Consider the following 19383-nt stretch of genomic DNA (forward strand, 5'->3'; position numbering starts at 1 on the left):
GCTGGAGTGTGGTGGGTTCAGACCTCAACTACATCCCTGATTACGAAGAGCCGAAAATCCTCGAGACACGGGCTTCAAAGGTGTCCAGTCGCCGAATTTCTCGTGTCCCGCCGCACGGGTGGCGTCTCTCTGTGGTGGTCGACGGTTGTTCTGTACGTAGACCGTGGAAACGTTGTGGCCTTCTGGGTACTTCTCGGTGGTCGGCTCCTCGTTCGGGGCGAGGCAGAATCACGCGCTCGATTCCCTGCGCCTCGTCCGTCGAGATCTCGATTGCCTTCGCTTTGTCCATCGAAGTCACAATCGAATGCGCGGTTCCGCCGAAATCCAGCAGCCTATTGCGATATGAAGGCCGGCGACCCCAGCCGATCGCGATATGAAGGTCCGCGACCGCAGCCCATTGCGACGTGGACGTCGACGTGCTCACCGCACGGCGCGGCCTCGGGCCCTCCGGGGACGCAGTGCGAGGCGCGTGCGGGCGAGGTCCGTCCGGCCGCTCGTGTCCCGGGCGAGGGCGAGCACGACGATCTCGTCGGCACTGAGGAGCTCGGCCCCCGGTCCGCGTTCGTCCGGTGCGACCTCCCCGTCCGCGAGGTACGGCGCCGGATCGAGCTCCACCCGCCAACTGCCGCTGCCGCCGTCGGCTGCGAGACCCGTGAGTTCCATGGGCCGGCCGTTCACCCGCGCCTCGGTCCGCACATCCGGATCGCCCGACTGCGTCCGGCCGGTCACGACGATCGCCCCGCGCACCATGCCGACCGCCGCCCGCACGAGCGGCGCGGACCCGTTCCCGTTGGCCGCCCGGGTGCCGGCGTCCGGGTGCTCCGTGGCACCTTCGCAGGCCTTGTCCACCCCCGCCGAGGCGCCCCGGGCCGGGTGCCGCGCGGCACCTCGGGAGAGGGCGGCTTCCTCCCCCGGCAGCGCCGGGGTGCGGCCGGGTGCGCGCCGGTGCCCGGTCGCGTGCTCGTAGGCGAACGCGGAGGTGAGCAGCGCGGAATCGGAGTAGGCGGGACCGGCGAACGTGAGGTCGACCGGCATCCCGATGTCCTCGAGGATCCCCATGCACACGGACACCGTCGGGATCCCGAGTTCGCGCACGATCCGGTTCATGTGCGAGAAGTACGTGCCGTTGCGGTTGCCCCGGACGAAGGCGTCGACGTCGTGGTCCATGCACGATTCGCCGAGGTCCGCATTCGCGGGGAACACGACCGCGTCGAGTCCGTGATCGGCCATCCAGGACTCGAAGGTGTCGGCCCTGCGCCGTTCGAGCCGGCGCAGCAGATCGTCGAGTCCCGGAATCGCGGACCAGTCGCGTACCGCTCCCCCGTACTCCGCGAGCAACCGCCCGTAGTCCTGCAGCGGCGCTGCGTACACGATCCCGAGCTCCTCGGGCGCACCGCCCGGCGGATTGGGGAAGATCGTCGCGGGGTCGATGTGCTCCCACGAGGGGTACAGCGGATCCGCGACCCAGTCGAGGAAGTGCTGCGCCGCGTGGGCGTTCACGTGGAGGTACTCGAGATCGCGGTCGGGGCTCGGCTCGGTGATGCCGGCCCGGTTCTGGGCGATCCCGTCCCCACCGTCGTCGGTGTCCATGACGGGGAACCGGTCGAGGACGACGACCTCCGCACCGCACGCCTCGAGATCCGCGACCGCGCGCTCCCAGAGGGCGAGCACCGAGGGACGGACCTCGATCCGTGGATCCGCACCGATGTACATCGCCGGTACGCCGAGGCGCTTGCCCCGCAATGCGTCCGGGTCCGCGAGAGCCTGGTACGACTCCGGACGGACCTCGCTCGGCCGCGGCAGCGGGACCGCGGTCTGGGAGCGCCAGAAGTCGCTGCGCGTGTCCGGGTCGTCGACGACGATCGCATCGAGCACCGTGAACAGATCACGCAGGCACCGCGTGTGCGGGACGACGACGTCACGGATGGGGAAGAGGGGCCAGTTGCCCCGGATCGAGAGGATCCCCCGGGAGGGTGTGTAGGCGACGAGACCGTTGTTCGAAGCGGGTGAACGTCCCGAGGACACCGTTTCCTCCGCCATGCCGAACACCCCGAGGCCGGCGGCCGTCGCACTGCCGGAACCGCTCGAGGAGCCGGAGTACCAGGCGGCCGGCAGGTAGTCGGCGTTGTGCGGGCTCTCCGCGCGGCCGTGCACGCCGTCCTGCGTCCCGCCCGCGGCCATCGGAGGCATCGTCGTCCTCCCGACGAGCACGGCCCCGGCCGCGCGCAGCCGGGCGACGGTGAAGGCGTCCTCACGGGCCACGAGGTGCTCGAACGCCGGGGACCCGGCCGACAGGCCCATCCCCGCGACCGCATAGCTGTCCTTGACCGTGTACGGGATGCCGTCGAGCGGCCCCCGGGCGCGGCCCGCGGCGCGGCGGGCGTCGGAGGCGCGGGCCGCCTCGATCGCGTCCGGAGCCTCCTCGACGAGGGAGTTCAGTCGCGGGCCGTTCGTGTCGTAGGCGTCGACGCGGGCGAGCGTGAGCGCGAGGAGGTCGACGGCGGTGACGGTACCGGCGTCGAGCGCGGCGGAGAGGTCGGCGATCGTGGCGGTGGAGAGCTGCACGGGGATCCTCGGGAAGGGTGGGGGGGACGAGGGGATGAATGCACCGCAGGGGCGGCATCGGTGATGCCGCCCCTGCGGGAGGGTGCCCGGATCGGGCCGGAGCCGATCAGGCCAGTGCGGCCGCGAAGGCTTCTTCGATGACGTCGAAGGCGTCGTTCAGCAGCTCGTCGGAGATCGAGAGCGGCGGGAGGAAGCGGATGACGTTGCCGTAGGTGCCGGTCACGAGGAGGAGCAGACCGTTCTTCGTGCCGAAGTCCGCGATCGCGTTCGTGAGCTCGGGGTTGGGCTCGATGGTGCCCTCCTGGACGAGCTCCATCGCCTGCATCGCTCCGCGGCCGCGCACATCACCGATGACGCCCGGGTACATGCCCTGGAGCTTCGCGAGGCGACCCTCGATGACCTCACCGATCTCGAGCGCACGGGCGACGAGGCCGTCCTGCTCGTAGGACTCGAGCGCACCGAGTGCGGCGGCGACGGCGGTGGGGTTACCACCGTAGGTGCCGCCCATGCCACCGACGCCCGCAGCGTCCATGATGTCCGCGCGACCGGAGACGGCCGACAGCGGCAGACCACCGGCGATGCCCTTGGCCATGGTGACGAGGTCGGGCTCGATGCCTTCCCACTCGGAGGCGAACATCTTGCCGGTGCGCGCGAAGCCGGACTGGACCTCGTCCGCGACGAAGACGATGCCGTTCTCCTTGGCGAACTCGACGATCGAGGGCAGGAAGCCCTCGGCCGGGACGATGAAGCCGCCCTCGCCCTGGATCGGCTCGATGACGATCGCGGCGACAGCGTCGGCACCGATCTGGGTCCGGATCTGGGTGATGACGCGCTTGGCGGCCTCCTCACCCGTGAGCTTGGTGCCGGCCGCCGCGTTGTCGCGGTAGGGGTAGGACATCGGCATGCGGTAGATGTCCGAGGCGAACGGGCCGTACGCCGACTTCTTGTACGGCTTGGCCTTCGCGGTCATCGCGAGGGTGAGGTTCGTGCGGCCGTGGTACGCGTTGTCGAAGACGACGACGGCGCGGCGACCGGTGTAGGACCGGGCGGCCTTGACGGCGTTCTCGACGGCCTCGGCACCGGAGTTGAAGAAGGCGGTGCGCTTCTCGAAGTCGCCCGGGGTGAGGGCGTTGATCTTCTCGGCGGCGTCGACGTAGGACTCGTAGGCGTTCACCATGAAGCAGGTGTGGGTGAACATGTCGAGCTGGGCCTTGGCCTTCTCGACGACGTGGGGATTGGAGTTACCGACGGTGGCGACGGCGATGCCGGAGCCGAGGTCGATGATCTGGTTGCCGTCGACGTCGACGAGGATGCCCCCGCCGGCTGCGGCGATGTACGAGGGGTGGCTGGTGGGGACCGCGTCCGTGACGGCCTTCCGACGACGCTCGTTGAGTTCGAGCGACTTCGGGCCGGGGATGGCCGTGACGAGCTTGCGTTCCTGCGGCACAGCGGGGCCGCCCATTGCGATTTCGGTCATGCTCGAAGGATAGGCCCCGGCCCGGTCCCTTGTCACAAAGGGGACCGCGCGCATGAGACTGCGCGTGCCGCGGATTTCCGGGCCTCGCGGACCTCCTATCGGACCCTCGTGAGCGAGGTCACGACGCGTGTCGCGGACGTTTACGAGGCCGACACACGAAGGAAACACTCCTCGTCGGAATACCTGTGCGAGAACACCCAGTCCAGCGGTCCTCCGCCGAGGTGTCGCTCAGCGGGACCGCATGTCCGTCTCGCGGTTGCGGCCGGGAATGCCGGTCCGGTTGTCCCGTTCGGTGACGACGACGGTCTCCGCGGAGGCCGCGATGCGCTCCTCTCCCGGCCCGTCGACGAGGAGGGGCGCCTCGGGATCGAGGGTGCGCTTGACGACGGCGAGGGCGATCGGCCCGAGCTCGTGGTGGAGGGCGACCGAGGTGACCGTCCCGACCTCCCGCTCGGCACCGCGGACCTCGGCACGGACGGCGGCACCCGCCTCGGGCAGGGAATGCCCGGACCCGTCGAGATGGAGGAACACGAGGCGCCGCGGGGTCTGCCCGAGGTTGTGCACCCGGGCCACGGCCTCCTGTCCGCGGTAGCAGCCCTTCGCGAGGTGGACGGCGGTGCGGAGCACGTCGAGTTCCCCGACGAGCGACTTGTGGTCGGTGTCCGTCGCTCCCGGGCGCCATGCCTCGATGCGCAGCGCCTCCCATGCGTCCCGTCCGACGACCTCCACACCGTCCGCCGCCGGATCCCAGTCGGCGAGGACCGCGCGGTCGGCGACGACGATCCGGAAGTCGAATTCCGAACCCGGGTGGCTCGGGGACGCGACCGGCATCCCGGCGTCGACGAGCGCATAGGAGGCCGAGCCCTCACCGATCCGCGGCCACGGGTCGTCCCACACGACGGTAGTAGGCAGGCCTGCCGGCGGATCCCCGAGGACCCCGACGGCCTGGAAGCGGTCGGAGACGTCGGTGATCTCGACACGCATCATGAACTTCATGGACTCGAGGAACGCGATCGCCTCGTCGGCGCCGCGGTCGACGAGTGCCCACAGGGTCTCACCGTCCTCGTACAGGCGCAGCCAGTGCTCGATGTGCCCGGTCGGCGAGAGGACGAGCGTCTCCGTCGACGTACCGGCCGGAAGCGCGGCGACCTTCTGGGTCGTGATCGAGTCGAGCCACCGCAGGCGGTCCGGGCCGGTGAGCGTGAGGACCCGGACGGCGGAGAGGTCGGCGACCGCCTTCCGCATCGACAGGCGGCGCTGCTCGAGGAGCGGGTTGCCGAAGTGGGCGACCTCGGACGCATGCGCCCCCTCACCGAGAACGGCGGAGCTGCGGGGGAACCGGAGAGTGTTCACGAGGATTCCTTCTTCGTTCGCGTGCGGTGGGTGGTGCGGATTCCGTGTGCGTGCGGGGCGGCCATCATAGTCCTTCCGCCCATGCGCGGATCCCCTCGACCCAGCCGTCGACCGTGTCGCCGAGGCCGAGGAACCGCAGAGCCGTATCGATGCGTCCGGCGAGCTCGCCGAACGCCGCGGCGGCGGGTTCGATCGTCGAGTAGGCCGACTCGAGTGCCCCCTGCGCCTGCTCGATCGCGTCGCGGACGGGCGGCAGGAGGCGCGAGGTGTCGACCGCGGCGACGTCGTCGCGCGCGGTGCGCAGCGTCTCGACGGCGTCCGGCAGGGTGACGAGGACCGTCGCCGCCCGCCCCAGGTCCTCCTTCGCCGCGGCCGAGGCGCCGGCGAGGGACGGCAGGGACCCCGCCCCCGCCTCGGGCGCGGAGAAGTCGAAGAGGAGGGCCGCCTCGGCAACGGTGGGGCCGGTCGTCGTGGCGACGTCGGAGAAGGCCGCGACCACGGTCTCCACGGCTGCGACGTTCTCCCCGAGCCACGGCAGCCAGGCGGCCTGCGCCACCGGGAACGCCGCGAGATCCTCCGTCGCGGAGTCGAGGGCCGCAGTCGCGTCGTCGAGGTGCGCCCGCGCGGACTCGGGGTCCTCGGTGAGCGCGGTGACGAACGCGTCCGCGCTCGTGCTCGCCTCCTCGAGGTGCGTCACCAGTGCGGACACCCGCTCCCAGGTGACGGCGGCGAAGGCGAGGCAGGCGAGGAGAACCACGAGGAGCACCACGACGCCGGAGGTGCGAAGCGGTGATCGGAACGGCGTCCGCAAACGCGAAAGCCCCCGCCGCTCGGCCCGCGGGTGCGGAGCGAGGACGAGGGTCGGCGCGTCAGGAGTGTCGGTCACGCGACTTTCTTGAGACGTGCGGAGGCGTGACTCGTGAGTTCGTGACCCATCGCCGCCATGTCCCAGGCCCACATGAGTTCGCCCTGCACGAGTCCGTACATCCGCTTCGACGCGGTGTAGGGCTTGGCCGTGCGGGTGCGGGCGACGACGTCCGTCGCGAGGTCGATGCGTGGGCCGTTCACCCGGCCCGCGTAGAGCTCGAGGACGCCGTGCGGGTGCGCGATCTCCACCTCGAGGTCGAAATCGCCGTCCGCATTTCGCATGCCCTCGACGGCATCGGCCGTCGTGAAGGGGGACTCCGCGGTGGGGACCATGAGCCCCGGACCCGCGTCGTACTCCTTGCGGTCACGCACGAGCTGCCAGATGCCCGTCTCCAGGGCGAGGACGTCGTCGAGCGTGCCGTCCTCGCTCATGAGCCAGGCGTGCGCGGTGTAGTGGAGGAACGGGGCCCCCGTGGGAGCGACGAAGTCGATCCGCTGCCCGAACTGCTTCTCCGGCGTCCCCGGGTAGCCGACCACGCCCACGCCCTCCCAGGACCCGATGAGCCAGGCCAGGGGCACGAGCTCCGGATCGAGGGAGGCATCGATCTCGATCGGCATCGATCAGCGCTTGGTGACGAACAGGTTGCGGATCACCTTGTAGGCGACCCCGAGGGTACCGAGGGCGACGCCGGCGACGAGGACCTCGAAGAAAATCTTGAGAGCTGCGTATTCTTCCATGCCGCCATTCTATGCATTCAGGAGTGCGCTGCGCGCACGTCGGGTTCGACGGCGGACTCAGCGGAAGACGAAGATCCGGGCGAGGACGTGGACGACGATCCCACCGAGCGCGATGGGGGCCGCCCCGATCGCGAGGTGCACCGCGGCCCGGCGGGCCTTCGCCTTCGCGTCCTCGAGCGTGCGGCTCTCCCGCAGCTTGCGCGCCTGGTACCGGCTGTCCGCGATCATCCCGAGCATGCGGTCGACGGAGGCGACGAGCAGGCCGAGGATCGCGCCGAGGAGCATCGCGGTGAGGATGCCGAGCGAACCGGAGGAGAAGAGTGCGCCCGTGGCGCCGCCGCCGAGCAGGCCGATCCCGACGGCGAGGGGCGAGGTGTACCGCGCCGGCCACGGCATCGCGGTGGCGAACTGGGCGAGGATGATCGCGACGAGACCGACGACCACCGCCTCGCGGTCCCCCGGGACGCGGAACCCGGCGACCCAACTCGCGGTCGCGAGGGAGATGACGAGTCCGGAGACCTGGGCGGACACGTTCGCGACGGCGTCCTTGGCCTCGACCCCGCGGGCGAGGTTCTGGAGGAACGCCCACAGCAGACCGATGCCCGTGAGGATCGGCAACCACTCGAGGTACGGCAGCTCGGGCACGAGCCACACGGACACCATGCCGACGAGGCCGAAGCCGAAGAGCATGAGCGAGGTGACGCGCGGCTGCGGGGAGTCCGTGAGCCGTGGCCACCCGTAGGCGAAAGCGGCGACGACGACGGCGGCAGCCACTCCCACCGGTCCGAAACCGAAGAAGTGCGACACACCGAGTGCCGCTGCCAAACCGAGGGTCACCATGACCGGAATCCATCTCGCCACGGGTCCATAGTGCCAAACCCCGGGGTCCGCCGCCGGGAGGCGGGTGGTGCCGGAGGGTCTCCCGGCCGCTCCCGAGCCACGTGTTACCCGCCGGTGACAAACGCCCGATACAATCGCTTCGAGTTTCGTCCGAGTGAAGTGGCACACACGCCGCTGGGTATACTCGGACCGTTCCGAACGGCCGACACGACAACACGACAACAGACAACAGGGGGCATGAGAGTGCGAGTGCTGCATATCACGCCGGGACCGTCGACGGAGAACACCCCGGCCCTGGCAGCACTGGAGTTCCTCCCCCACACGATCCACTACTGCACGATCGACCACGCGGACCTCATGCGGGCCCCGCAGGTGGACGTCGCCGTGTACGACGCGACCACGAATCTCTCCCTCGCCCCGAGCATGGCCGAACGCCTCGCGACGATCGGGATCGACGTCCCGCTCGTCATCGTCCTCACGGAGGGCGGACTCGCAGCGGCCAATGCGAGCTGGAAGACCGCGGACATCATCCTCGCCGGGGCCGGCCCCGCGGAGGTCGACGCCCGCCTCCGCCTCGCCCGCACCCACGTCGCCCAGGTCGAGGAGGAGGACGGCCCGACCGTCGTCGGCGCCCTCGTCATCGACGAGAACTCGTACACCGCCTCGGTCTCCGGCAACGCCCTCGACCTCACGTACAAGGAGTTCGAGCTCCTCAAGTTCCTCGCCCAGCACCCCGGCCGGGTGTTCACCCGCGCCCAGTTGCTGCAGGACGTGTGGGGTTACGACTACTACGGCGGCACCCGCACCGTCGACGTCCACATCCGGCGTCTGCGCGCCAAGCTCGGTCCGGAACTCGAATCGACCATCCACACGGTGAGGAACGTGGGTTATCGTTTCAGCCCCGCCGAACCCGAGGAGGACCAGAGTGCCGAGGAATGAGTCGCCGCTGATCGGTGACGTCGAACAGTTCACCGTGATGCCGCCCGAGGTCTCCGCGCTGCTGGCCGCAGCGACCACCGTCGACGGCACTCCCCCGATCTCCGACGGGCTCCTCGCACTCGTCCACGACCCCACTCCGCAGACCCGGATGTGGGGTCTTCGTGACCCCGGGGGCGCACTCCTCGGCTTCGGCGTCGCCGCCCCGCAGGGCGAGCGCGGTGCCGCCGAGGCGGTCCTCGCCCCCGCACACCGCGGCACCGGCGCCGGTGGGGCACTCGTCCGTCGCATGCACGCGGACCTCACGGCCGCCGGGACTCCCGCGTGGTTCTGGTCCCACGGCGACCATCCCGCGGCGGGCCACCTCGCCGCGGCCCTCGGGTACGCACGGGAACGCGAACTCCTCCAGCTCCACACGGACGACTCCCCCGTCGTCCCCGCCCCCGCCGCCCCCGACGGCGTCGTCCTCCGCGACTTCGCCCCCGGCGACGAGCCGGGTTGGTTGCGGGTGAACAATGCGGCGTTCGACTGGCATCCGGAGCAGGGCCGGCAGACCCCGGAGGACATCGCAGCGATCGTCGGGGACCCGGACTTCCGTCCCGCGGACGTCGTCATCGCCGAACGGGACCGCGCTCTCATCGGCTTCCACCAGGTGAAACTCCACACGGACCACCCCTCGGGGAAGACCGTCGGGGAGGTCTACGTCGTCGCGGTCGATCCGCATGTCCATGCGAAGGGCGTCGGCCGTGCGCTCACCCTCGAGGGGATGCGCAGGCTCCTGGGTCTCGGCGCGCAGGTGATAGAACTCTATGTGGAGAGCGACAACGTCCCGGCACGGCGACTGTACGAATCCCTCGGATTCACGCACGCCGTCGTCCACGCGAGCTTCGCCCCTCCCACCGAGTGACCACTGCGTGTCCGCGGCGCCCGCCGTGGAGCGCTCTCGCCCCACTGCTTCCCGGAGGCACCTCGTGTACGACCTCACCGGTTTCGGTTCCGACCATGAGCTCCCCGCCCCGTCCGACAGGTTCCTCGATCGTGAACTGAGCTGGCTCGCCTTCAACGAACGCGTCCTCGAACTCGCCGCCGACCAGGAGGTGCCGCTCCTCGAACGGCTCAACTTCCTCGCGATCTTCGCGTCCAACCTCGACGAGTTCTTCATGGTCCGGGTCGCCGGCCTCAAGCGGCGGATCAACGCCGGCCTCGCCGTGCCCTCGATCACCGGGGCACAGCCACGGGCCGTCCTGCGCTCGCTCGGCCGTCATGCGCACACGCTCATGAAGCGCCATGCCGAGCTCCTCGCGCTCGACATCGGGCCGAAGCTCCGGGCCGAGGGCATCTACCGGGTGTCGATGGCGGACCTGACCCCCGAGGAGCACGAGCGCGCCGCCGCGGTGTTCCATTCCCAGGTGTTCCCCGTTCTCACCCCGCTCGCGGTCGACCCCGCACACCCCTTCCCGTACATCTCGGGCCTCTCGCTCAATCTCGGCGTGCTGCTGCGCCACCCGACGTCCGGGAACGAGCTGTTCGCGCGGGTCAAGGTGCCGCCGAGCCTGCCACGGTTCATCAATGTCTCCGGTACCGCGGACACCCGGCAGCCGAGCGCGGAGTACCCCGCGCGGTTCCTCGCGCTCGAGGACCTCATCGGCGCGCACCTCGGCGACCTCTTCACCGGCATGGAGGTGCTCGACCGGTCCGTCTTCCGGGTCACCCGCAACGAGGACGTCGAGGTCGAGGAGGACGACGCCGAGAACCTCCTCAAGGCCCTCGAGAAGGAGCTCCTGCGCCGCAAGTTCGGACCGGCGGTGCGCCTCGAGATCACGGAGGACATGAACCCGCGGATCCGCGAACTGCTCAAGCGCGAGCTCGGGATCGACGAGGAGGAGATCTACGAGCTCCCCACCCCGCTCGACATGCGCGGTTTCTCCGCGGTCACCGACCTCTCGCGGGACGACCTCCACTTCCCGAAGGCCGTGCCGGCGATGAACCGGTACCTCTCCGCCACGGAGTCCTCGGACCAGGTCGACGTGTTCGCGGCGATGAGCGAACGCGACATTCTCCTCCACCACCCCTACGACTCGTTCTCCACGAGCGTGCAGGCGTTCCTCGAGCAGGCGGCCGCGGACCCGAAGGTCCTCACCATCAAGCAGACGCTCTACCGTACGAGTGGCGACTCGCCGATCATCGATGCACTCATCGAGGCGGCCCAGGACGGGAAACAGGTCCTCGCGGTCGTCGAGATCAAGGCCCGGTTCGACGAGGAGGCGAACATCACGTGGGCCCGCAAGCTCGAGCGCGCGGGCGTCCACGTCGTCTACGGCATCGTCGGGCTCAAGACGCATGCGAAGCTGTGCCTCGTCGTCCGCCAGGAGAGTTCGGGCCTCGTCCGGTACTGCCATGTCGGCACCGGCAACTACCACCCGAAGACGGCACGTGCCTACGAGGACTTCGGTCTGCTCACCCGTGACCCCGAGGTCGGCCAGGACCTCACCCGCCTGTTCAACCAGCTCTCCGGCTACGCCCCGCACTCGAACTACTCGCGCCTGCTCGTCGCGCCCACCCGGGTCCGCGAGGGATTGCTCGAACTCATCCGCGAGCAGACCGCGCGGGCGGAGGTCGGGGAACCGGCCCGCATCCGCATGAAGATGAACTCGATCGTCGACGAGGCGATCATCGACGCGCTCTACCTCGCGTCCCGTGCCGGGGTGAAGGTGCAGCTGTTCGTCCGCGGGATCTGTGCGATCCGCCCCGGCATCGAGGGGCTGAGCGAGAACATCGAGGTGCGTTCCGTCCTCGGCCGGTACCTCGAGCACTCCCGCGTCTTCGTCTTCGGCGAGGGTGCGGACCGAATCGCGTACATCGGCTCGGCGGACCTCATGCACCGCAACCTCGATCGCCGCGTCGAGGCGCTCGTCCGGATCACCGATCCGAGCCACATCGCGGAGGTCGACAGCCTCTTCGACCTCGCCTTCGACCCCGGCACCTCGGCATTCGCCCTCGGGGGGAACGGGATCTGGACCCGGTCCACCCGGGACGCCGAGGGGCAACCGCTCCTCGACTACCAGACCGAACTCGTCCGTCGCCACGCCCGGAAGGGCCGGGTGGCCGAACGGTGAACGTCCGCCACGCAGGCGAGTCCGCAGGTGTCACCGCGGACATCCTCGCCGCCGGCGCGGTGTGCTGGCGGGAGGGTCGGAACGGACTCGAGGTCCTCCTCGTCCACCGTCCCCGGTACAACGACTGGTCGTGGCCCAAGGGCAAGGTCGACCCCGGGGAGACCCTTCCCGAGGCGGCGGTCCGCGAAGTCGAGGAGGAGACCGGGTACCGGGTCTCACTCGGGCTGCCGCTGCCGGCAGCACGGTACACCGTCGGGAGGAACCTCACGAAGCACGTCTCCTTCTGGTCCGCGGAGGTGACGAGCACCGCACCGGGCACTGCCGAGAACCCCCGGGAGATCGACCGGGTCGAGTGGTTCACCGCGGACGCCGCACGGAACCGCCTCACCCGATTCAGCGACCGCGAACAGCTCGACAAGCTCGAGCACGCGTACCGGCTGCAGAACCTCCGCGCCCGACCGTTCGTCATCGTCCGCCACGGCAAGGCGTTCCCCCGTTCGAAGTGGCACGAGACCGAGAGCCTGCGGCCGCTGTTGGCGCTCGGGACCCGCCAGTCGATGGCGCTCACCGGACTCCTCGCGGCGTGGGGCATCACCCGGGTCGTGTCCAGCCCGTGGAAGCGGTGTGTCGCGACGATGAAGCCCTTCGCCGCCTCGATCGACAGGAAGGTGAAGACGGTCGGCGCGTTCTCCGAGAAGGCGAACGCCGCCAACCCCGCCCGCACCCGACGCGCGCTGGAGAAGGCGCTTGCGAAGGAGAGGCCGACGGCGTTGTGCACGCACCGGCCGGTGCTGCCCACCGTCCTCGAGACCCTCGCCGACCTCGCACCGGCCGGTGTCGTGGCCCGGATCCCGGAGAAGGACCCGTACATGTCCCCCGGGCAGATCCTCGTCGCGTACGTGCGACCGGGTCCGCTCCCGCGCATCGTCGACGTGGAGATGTTCCGTCCGATCGACGAGTGAGGGAGCGTCCGTCCGGCAGCGGTACACGCCCGGCCGGTTCAGGCCCTCGGGGCCCGCGGAATTCAGCGGATCTCGGCCTCGGGTTCGCCCTCCGTTCACATACAGTGAAGCGGGTCACGTCCCTTAACCTAACTGTGACCGAAAATGTTTCGCTTTGGGCGCCCATTCACCTCCTATTCACCTTTCGCACCCCTTCCGGCCACCGCCCCTCCCTAGCGTGGTTCCCGCACACGGGGCGAGAGCGCCCTGACCGCGAATCTCTCAGCCGTTGTTTACGAAAGGCATCACCGTGAAGCTCAAGCGATTCCTCCCCGCCGCGGCCACCGCTGCAGCCGGCGCGCTCGTCCTGACCGCATGTGGCGGCGGATCCGCCACCGGCGAGACCTCCGGCGGTGGCGAAGCCGCAGAGTCCTCCGTTTCCGGCACCCTCACCGGCATCGGCGCCTCCTCGCAGAAGGCCGCCATGGATGCATGGACCGCCGGTGTCACCGAGGTCCACCCCGAGCTCCAGGTCCAGTACTCCCCGGACGGCTCCGGCGCCGGTCGCGAGCAGTTCCTCGCCGGCTCCGCACAGTTCGCCGGTTCCGACGCCGCCCTCAAGGAGGACGAGGTCGAGACCGCCAAGGAGGTCTGCGGACCCGACGGTGCGTTCGAGTTCCCCGTCTACATCTCCCCGATCGCGATCGCGTTCAACGTCGAGGGCGTCGACTCCCTCAACATGTCCGCCGAGCTCGTCGCGGGCATCTTCTCCGGTCAGATCACGAACTGGAACGACCCGGCGATCGCCGCGGAGAACGAGGGCGTCACCCTCCCCGATCTCCCGATCACCCCCGTCCACCGCTCGGACGACTCGGGCACCACCGAGAACTTCACCGAGTACCTCGAGGTCGCTGCCGGCGACGCCTGGGGCGAGGAAGCAGGCGAGGCCTTCCCGGCCGCATTCGGCGGTGAGGGCGCCCAGGGCACCGACGGTGTCGTCTCCACCGTGTCCTCGACCGCCGGTGCGATCGGCTACGCCGACGCCTCCGCCACCGAGGGCCTCTCCACCGTGTCGGTCAAGGTCGGCGAGGAGTACGTCGCGTACTCCCCCGAGGCCGCTGCCGCGGTCGTCGACGCCTCGCCGGTCGCCGAGGGCCGCGCCGAGGGCGACCTCGCGATCGAACTCGAGCGCGACACCACCGCCTCGGGTGCCTACCCGATCGTGCTCGTCTCCTACCACCTCGTCTGCTCGACCTACGCCGACCAGGCCACCGTCGATATGGTGAAGGCATGGGAGAACTACGTCGTGTCCGAGGACGGCCAGGCCGCTGCCGCCGAGTCGGCCGGCTCCGCGCCGATCTCCGAGGACCTGCGCACGCAGATCACCGAGATCCTCGACACCATCACGGTCGCAGCCTGACCGGACACAGCATGTCCAGCCACGAGCGGCGTAGTGCACTCCGGTGCGCTGCGCCGCTTCGGCGGTTCACGCGGGACCATGAGAGTCCTGTCACAGGAGTCATGTACATGGCCCCGCACGCACTACGGAATTGAGGAGTCCACGTGGCTACCAGCACAGAGGTGGAGACACCGCCTGCCGCTCCACCCAAACCCGTCGTCCGGGTCGGTGACGCCGTCTTCTCGACGGCGACGCTCGCCGCCGGCATCCTGATCCTCGCGATCCTCGCCGGTGTCGCCCTCTTCCTCATCGCCCAGTCCGGTGGCGTCATCGAGGCGCAGTTGAACGACCCCGAGGCGCTCTCCTCGGGCGGCTTCCTCCAGTACGTCTGGCCGCTCGTCATCGGCACGCTCATCTCCGCCGCGATCGCCCTCGTCGTCGCGACGCCGTTCGCGCTCGGCATCGCGCTCTTCACGACGCACATGGCACCGCGCCGGTGGGCCCCCGTGCTCGGCTACGTCATCGACCTCCTCGCCGCGATCCCCTCGGTCGTCTACGGCCTGTGGGGCATCGCGCTCTCGGGGGGCCTCGTCCCCGTCTACCAGTGGCTCGCGGACTACGCCGGCTGGATCCCCCTCTTCGCACCGGATGCCCAGGGGTACGTGTCCCAGTCGGGCCGCACGATCCTCACCGCGTCCTTCGTCCTCGCGATCATGATCCTCCCGATCATCACCTCGCTCGTCCGCGAAGTCTTCCTCCAGACCCCCCGCCTGCAGGAGGAGGCCGCACTCGCGCTCGGCGCCACCCGTTGGGAGATGATCCGTATGGCCGTCCTTCCGTTCGGCGCCTCGGGCATCGCCTCGGCGATCATGCTCGGCCTCGGACGCGCACTCGGTGAGACCATGGCCGTCGCGATGATCCTCGCGCCGGGAGCCCTCACCGCCTCGCTCGTCGTGTCCGGCAACCAGACGATCGCCTCGGAGATCGCCCAGAACTTCCCGGAGGCCGCCGGCCTCCGGTTGTCCGAACTCATCTCGATCGGCCTCGTGCTCTTCGTCATCACCCTCCTGGTGAACATGGCGGCCCGCGCGATCGTCGCCAAGACCTCGGTGAAGGGCTGATTCCATGTCCACGACTGAAACCGAACCCACGGACGTCACCGGCCCCGAGGCGCACGGCACCTCGGCACCGGAACCGCCGAAGGCACCGAAGCTCGCGAAGGACGGGAAGGTCCGCACGCTGCGCGCGGCGCAGCTGCCCAAGATCGCGCCCGCGCTCGTCGCCGTCGCCTCGGTCGTCGCCGCGGTCGTCATCACCCTCGTCGTCTCCGACGGCTTCAACATCGCGCTCGCGGCGTTCCTCGCCGGCATCATCAACTTCATCGCGATCCTCACGTGGTCCGGTGTCGTCGAGGGCATGCGCAAGGCCACCGACCGTGTCGCGACGACGCTGGTGACGAGCTCCTTCGTCCTCGCCTGCATCCCGCTCGTCTCACTGCTGTGGCTCACCCTCAGCAACGGCCTGCCTGTGCTCCTCGAGAACTCCTCGGTGCTCACCCGCACCATGCAGGGCATGACCGGTTCGCTCGACCAGGGCTACGCGAACGGGGAGACCGGCCTCATGGGCGGCTTCTACCACGCGACGATCGGTACGCTCCTCATCACGCTCGCCGCCTCGATCATCTCGATCCCGATCGGTCTGCTCACGGCGATCTACCTCGTCGAGTACGGCGGCAAGACCGCACTCGGTCGCGGAATCACCTTCCTCGTCGACGTCATGACCGGTATCCCGTCGATCGTCGCGGGTCTGTTCGCCTTCTCCCTCTTCAGCACCGTGTTGTCGTGGATCAGCCCGGCGCTCATGGCCAACGCGAAGATGGGCTTCTCGGCCGCCGTCGCCCTGTCGGTCCTCATGATCCCGGTCGTCGTCCGCAACGCGGAGGAGATCCTGCGCCTCGTTCCCGACGACCTCCGTGAGGCGTCCTATGCACTCGGCGTGCCGAAGTGGAAGACGATCGTGAAGATCGTCCTCCCGACATCCGTCTCCGGTATCCTCTCGGGCATCACGATCGCGATCGCCCGCGTCATCGGTGAGACCGCACCGATCATGGTGACCGCCGGTTTCGCCAAGAACCTCAACTTCAACCTGTTCGACGGATGGATGTCGTCCCTGCCGACCTTCATCTACGACTCCGCCATGCGACCGGTGTCCCCGGGTGTGGCATCCTTCGCCAGCGCTGAACGGGCCTGGGCCGCCGCCCTCGTGCTCATCCTCATCGTCATGGTGCTCAACGTCATCGCCCGCGTCATCGCCAAGCTGCTCGCCCCGAAGGCCGGCCGCTGAGCGGTCTGGAGAGGAAAACAATGTCCAAGCAGATCGACATCGATGATCTCAACATCTTCTACGGCGACTTCCGCGCCGTCGAGGGTGTGAGCATGCACATCGAACCCAAGTCCGTCACCGCATTCATCGGCCCCTCCGGCTGTGGCAAGTCCACCGTGCTGCGGACTCTCAACCGCATGCACGAGGTCATTCCGGGCGCCTCCGTGCAGGGCAAGGTCTTCATGGACGGCGAGGACATCTACGCCGCCGGGGTCGACCCTGTGAACGTCCGCCGTGAGGTCGGCATGGTGTTCCAGCGCGCGAACCCGTTCCCGACCATGTCCATCAAGGAGAACGTCCTCGCCGGCGTCCGCCTCAACAACAAGCGCCTCTCCCGTTCCGAGGCCGACGACCTCGCGGAGAAGTCGCTGCGCGGCGCGAACCTGTGGAACGAGGTGAAGGACCGCCTCGACAAGCCCGGCAACGGCCTCTCCGGTGGTCAGCAGCAGCGCCTGTGCATCGCCCGCGCGATCGCCGTCGAACCGTCCGTGCTCCTCATGGACGAACCCTGCTCCGCGCTCGACCCGATCTCCACGCTCGCGATCGAGGACCTCATCCACGAGCTCAAGCAGGACTTCACGGTCGTCATCGTCACGCACAACATGCAGCAGGCCGCGCGTGTCTCCGATCGCACCGCGTTCTTCAACATCGCCGGGACCGGCAAGCCCGGCAACCTCATCGAGTTCAACGACACGGACGTCATCTTCTCCAACCCGGAGAAGGACGAGACGCAGAACTACATCTCCGGTCGCTTCGGCTGATCGGGATTTCCCTGCGGAGTGCTGTTCGTCGACACTTCCGGGGACCAACGGGTCGCGGGATACTGCGGCGCGTACAGCACGAGGGGCCCTCTCCGTCATCACGACGGCGCGGGCCCCTCGGCATTCAACTCCCGGCGTTCATGACACCTCGCTGCGGCCCGTGCGAAGCCAACGCTTCTGACGCGGGTAAACGATTCGATTTGCGCCTCGCGAAGGGGAAACCGAATCGTTCGCCTTTGTCGGATCCGTAGGAGATCCGGTTCTCGGCACGACGGACCCGTACCACCACGCGCACACGGCGCTCCGCCTGCATTCAGTCCAGCAGCAACATCGGCCCGGCGAAGACCGCCCCGAGCACGCCGCACACCGGGATGCACAACAACCACATCGCGGCCGTCGGGAGCAGATACCGGATCCGGATCGTCGTCCGCGGTCCGATGAACTGCGTGCCGAGGTTCGCCGCGACGACGGTGTAGCTCTGCGAGGTCGGTAGGGCGTGGAAGAACGCCGCCGACAGCAGATAGGTGGCGGACGTGATGTCGGAGACGACCGCCCGCACCGGGTCCATCCGCACCATGCGCACACTCACCGTCCGGGCCACCCGCCATCCGCTCAGACCCGTGCCGAGAGCGAGAACGAGCGCGACGGAGATCCGGACCCACCACGACACCGTGAACGACTCCGGAACCTCGTCTGCTCCCCCGGTCTCGATCGCGTACCACGCGATCATCACGAGCGCCGCGGACTTCTGCGCACTCTGCACCCCGTGCGCGAGGGCGAGGCCACCGACGAGCACACTGTCGACCTTCCGCGCGGTGCGGAACAGGTGTTTGGGCGCCGCGGTCCCGGCGAGGCGGGCGAGAACGGCCATGAGCACGAAGGAGAACGCGAAGGCGATGACCGGGGCGACGAGCAGCGGTGCGAGGACCTGCGTGCCGAAGGCCGCCTCGTCGATGTGGGCCCCGAACACGATCCCCGCACCCAGCAGCCCACCGATGAGGCAGTGCGTCGACGACACCGGGATCGCCATGACATAGGTGACGATGTTGACGACGAGCCCGCCGAGGAGCCCGGCGATGATGATCGCCATCGTGTCGACCGCATCGGGTGGGAAGTCGACGACGTACCGGGCGAACACCTCGGCGAGGGACTGCCCGACGAGGGCTCCGACGAAGTTGAAGACGACCGCGAGCCACACCGCGACGCGCGGCTCGAGGGCTCGGGCGGCGACGACGTTCCCGAGGGTGACGCCCATGTCGTGGAACCCGTTCATGAAGGTGAACGCGAGCGCGACGAGGACGACGACGGCGAAGAGGAGCTCCACGACCGGTGGCTCTCAGGATTCCTTGAGCGCGATACGCGCGACCACCCGTTCCACGTCCTTGAAGGACATGGAGGTGGCGATGAAGGCCTCGGAGACCTGGGTGGCGGCCGCGAGATAAAGCAGACCCCGGCGGGCGGCGGGCACCGCGTCGGACACCTTCTGCTGGAGGGACACGGCCCGGCGGTGCAACTGGTCGATCGTGACGACGTACTCCCACTGGTCCGTCTTCGGCCGGAGGCGTTTCGTCATGCGGAGCGTCTGGTCGGACTCGGTGGAGAGGAGTGCGAGCATCTCGAGGAGGCCGGGCGGGAGTTCGTCGAACGCGGAGGACGACATCGCGAAGCCCATCGCGTTGAGGCGGTAGCAGGTCTCCCGGAGGGAATCGGCGAGGGCGTACATGTCCTCGCGGTCGAGCGGCGTGAGGTAGTTCTCGCGCATGATCCTCACGATCGACCCGACGGTGTCGTCGGCGGCGTCGCAGATGGATTCCATGCGGGCGACAGCGTCACGGCGCTGGTCGACGGGGATCCCGGAGAGTTCGGCGAGGACGAGGTTGGCCTCGAGGATGTGTTCGGCGAGTTCGATGAACCGCTGGTAGTACACGGACCCCTGGGGCATTCTCCGCAGCCGCATCGGGGCAACCTTCCTCGTCGACGGGACCGGCGCGGGAAGGTGTCCCGCCGG

16 protein-coding genes are annotated in these 19383 nt (G+C 69.1%); 8 read left to right on the forward strand and 8 right to left on the reverse strand.

Going from position 1 to position 19383, the window contains the following annotated elements:
• Positions 1–420: 420 nt before the first annotated feature.
• From ABD172_RS14620 to ABD172_RS14645, 6 genes are all read right to left on the reverse strand, one after another.
• Positions 421–2565: an amidase gene (locus tag ABD172_RS14620; RefSeq protein ID WP_344310855.1), complete on the reverse strand. Its 2145-nt coding sequence runs from the start codon at positions 2563–2565 to the stop codon at positions 421–423.
• A 106-nt stretch (positions 2566–2671) separates the two neighbouring features.
• Positions 2672–4042: a 4-aminobutyrate--2-oxoglutarate transaminase gene (gene gabT, locus ABD172_RS14625; RefSeq protein ID WP_344310857.1), complete on the reverse strand. Its 1371-nt coding sequence runs from the start codon at positions 4040–4042 to the stop codon at positions 2672–2674.
• Positions 4043–4270: 228 nt separating this feature from the next.
• On the reverse strand, positions 4271–5395 hold the full coding sequence (ygfZ, locus tag ABD172_RS14630; RefSeq protein WP_344310859.1) for a CAF17-like 4Fe-4S cluster assembly/insertion protein YgfZ: 1125 nt from the start codon (positions 5393–5395) through the stop codon (positions 4271–4273).
• A gap of 64 nt (positions 5396–5459) precedes the next feature.
• On the reverse strand, positions 5460–6281 hold the full coding sequence (locus ABD172_RS14635; RefSeq protein WP_344310861.1) for a hypothetical protein: 822 nt from the start codon (positions 6279–6281) through the stop codon (positions 5460–5462).
• The gene (locus ABD172_RS14640) at positions 6278–6880 is read right to left on the reverse strand and encodes a heme-binding beta-barrel domain-containing protein (RefSeq protein ID WP_344310863.1); all 603 of its coding nucleotides are present in this window, start codon (positions 6878–6880) and stop codon (positions 6278–6280) included. Before ABD172_RS14640 ends, ABD172_RS14635 begins: the two co-directional genes overlap by 4 nt.
• 177 nt (positions 6881–7057) lie before the next feature.
• Positions 7058–7861 carry an ammonia permease gene (locus ABD172_RS14645; protein WP_344310865.1) on the reverse strand — a complete coding sequence of 268 codons (804 nt, stop codon included), beginning with the start codon at positions 7859–7861 and terminating at the stop codon, positions 7058–7060.
• Positions 7862–8089: 228 nt separating this feature from the next.
• Here ABD172_RS14645 and ABD172_RS14650 point away from each other — a divergent pair, with 228 nt between their 5' ends.
• From ABD172_RS14650 to pstB, 8 genes are all read left to right on the forward strand, one after another.
• A complete protein-coding gene (locus ABD172_RS14650) occupies positions 8090–8779 on the forward strand; it encodes a winged helix-turn-helix domain-containing protein (RefSeq protein WP_344310866.1) in 690 nt (229 codons plus the stop codon).
• Positions 8766–9683 carry a mycothiol synthase gene (gene mshD, locus ABD172_RS14655; protein WP_344310868.1) on the forward strand — a complete coding sequence of 306 codons (918 nt, stop codon included), beginning with the start codon at positions 8766–8768 and terminating at the stop codon, positions 9681–9683. The genes ABD172_RS14650 and mshD overlap by 14 nt, the downstream gene beginning before the upstream one ends.
• A gap of 64 nt (positions 9684–9747) precedes the next feature.
• Complete coding sequence (locus ABD172_RS14660; RefSeq protein ID WP_344310870.1) at positions 9748–11892, forward strand: RNA degradosome polyphosphate kinase; 2145 nt, start codon at positions 9748–9750, stop codon at positions 11890–11892.
• Positions 11889–12854, forward strand: coding sequence for an NUDIX hydrolase (locus tag ABD172_RS14665; protein ID WP_344310872.1), 966 nt, complete (start codon positions 11889–11891; stop codon positions 12852–12854). The genes ABD172_RS14660 and ABD172_RS14665 overlap by 4 nt, the downstream gene beginning before the upstream one ends.
• Before the next feature lie 289 nt (positions 12855–13143).
• On the forward strand, positions 13144–14253 hold the full coding sequence (gene pstS / locus ABD172_RS14670) for a phosphate ABC transporter substrate-binding protein PstS (RefSeq protein WP_344310874.1): 1110 nt from the start codon (positions 13144–13146) through the stop codon (positions 14251–14253).
• 161 nt (positions 14254–14414) lie between these two features.
• The gene (pstC, locus tag ABD172_RS14675; protein WP_425546697.1) at positions 14415–15353 is read left to right on the forward strand and encodes a phosphate ABC transporter permease subunit PstC; all 939 of its coding nucleotides are present in this window, start codon (positions 14415–14417) and stop codon (positions 15351–15353) included.
• A 4-nt stretch (positions 15354–15357) separates the two neighbouring features.
• A complete protein-coding gene (gene pstA / locus ABD172_RS14680; RefSeq protein WP_344310878.1) occupies positions 15358–16575 on the forward strand; it encodes a phosphate ABC transporter permease PstA in 1218 nt (405 codons plus the stop codon).
• Between the two features lie 20 nt (positions 16576–16595).
• The gene (gene pstB, locus ABD172_RS14685) at positions 16596–17375 is read left to right on the forward strand and encodes a phosphate ABC transporter ATP-binding protein PstB (protein WP_344310879.1); all 780 of its coding nucleotides are present in this window, start codon (positions 16596–16598) and stop codon (positions 17373–17375) included.
• Between the two features lie 313 nt (positions 17376–17688).
• Here the strand turns inward: pstB and ABD172_RS14690 are convergent, their stop codons facing one another.
• Together ABD172_RS14690 and ABD172_RS14695 are read right to left on the reverse strand one after the other, a co-directional pair.
• Entirely contained in the window at positions 17689–18699 is a 1011-nt protein-coding gene (locus ABD172_RS14690) for an inorganic phosphate transporter (protein WP_344310881.1), read from the reverse strand.
• Positions 18700–18711: 12 nt separating this feature from the next.
• Positions 18712–19332: a DUF47 domain-containing protein gene (locus ABD172_RS14695; protein ID WP_344310883.1), complete on the reverse strand. Its 621-nt coding sequence runs from the start codon at positions 19330–19332 to the stop codon at positions 18712–18714.
• Positions 19333–19383 lie beyond the last annotated feature (51 nt).

This window comes from Brevibacterium samyangense, assembly GCF_039529845.1.
Lineage (GTDB): Bacteria > Actinomycetota > Actinomycetes > Actinomycetales > Brevibacteriaceae > Brevibacterium > Brevibacterium samyangense.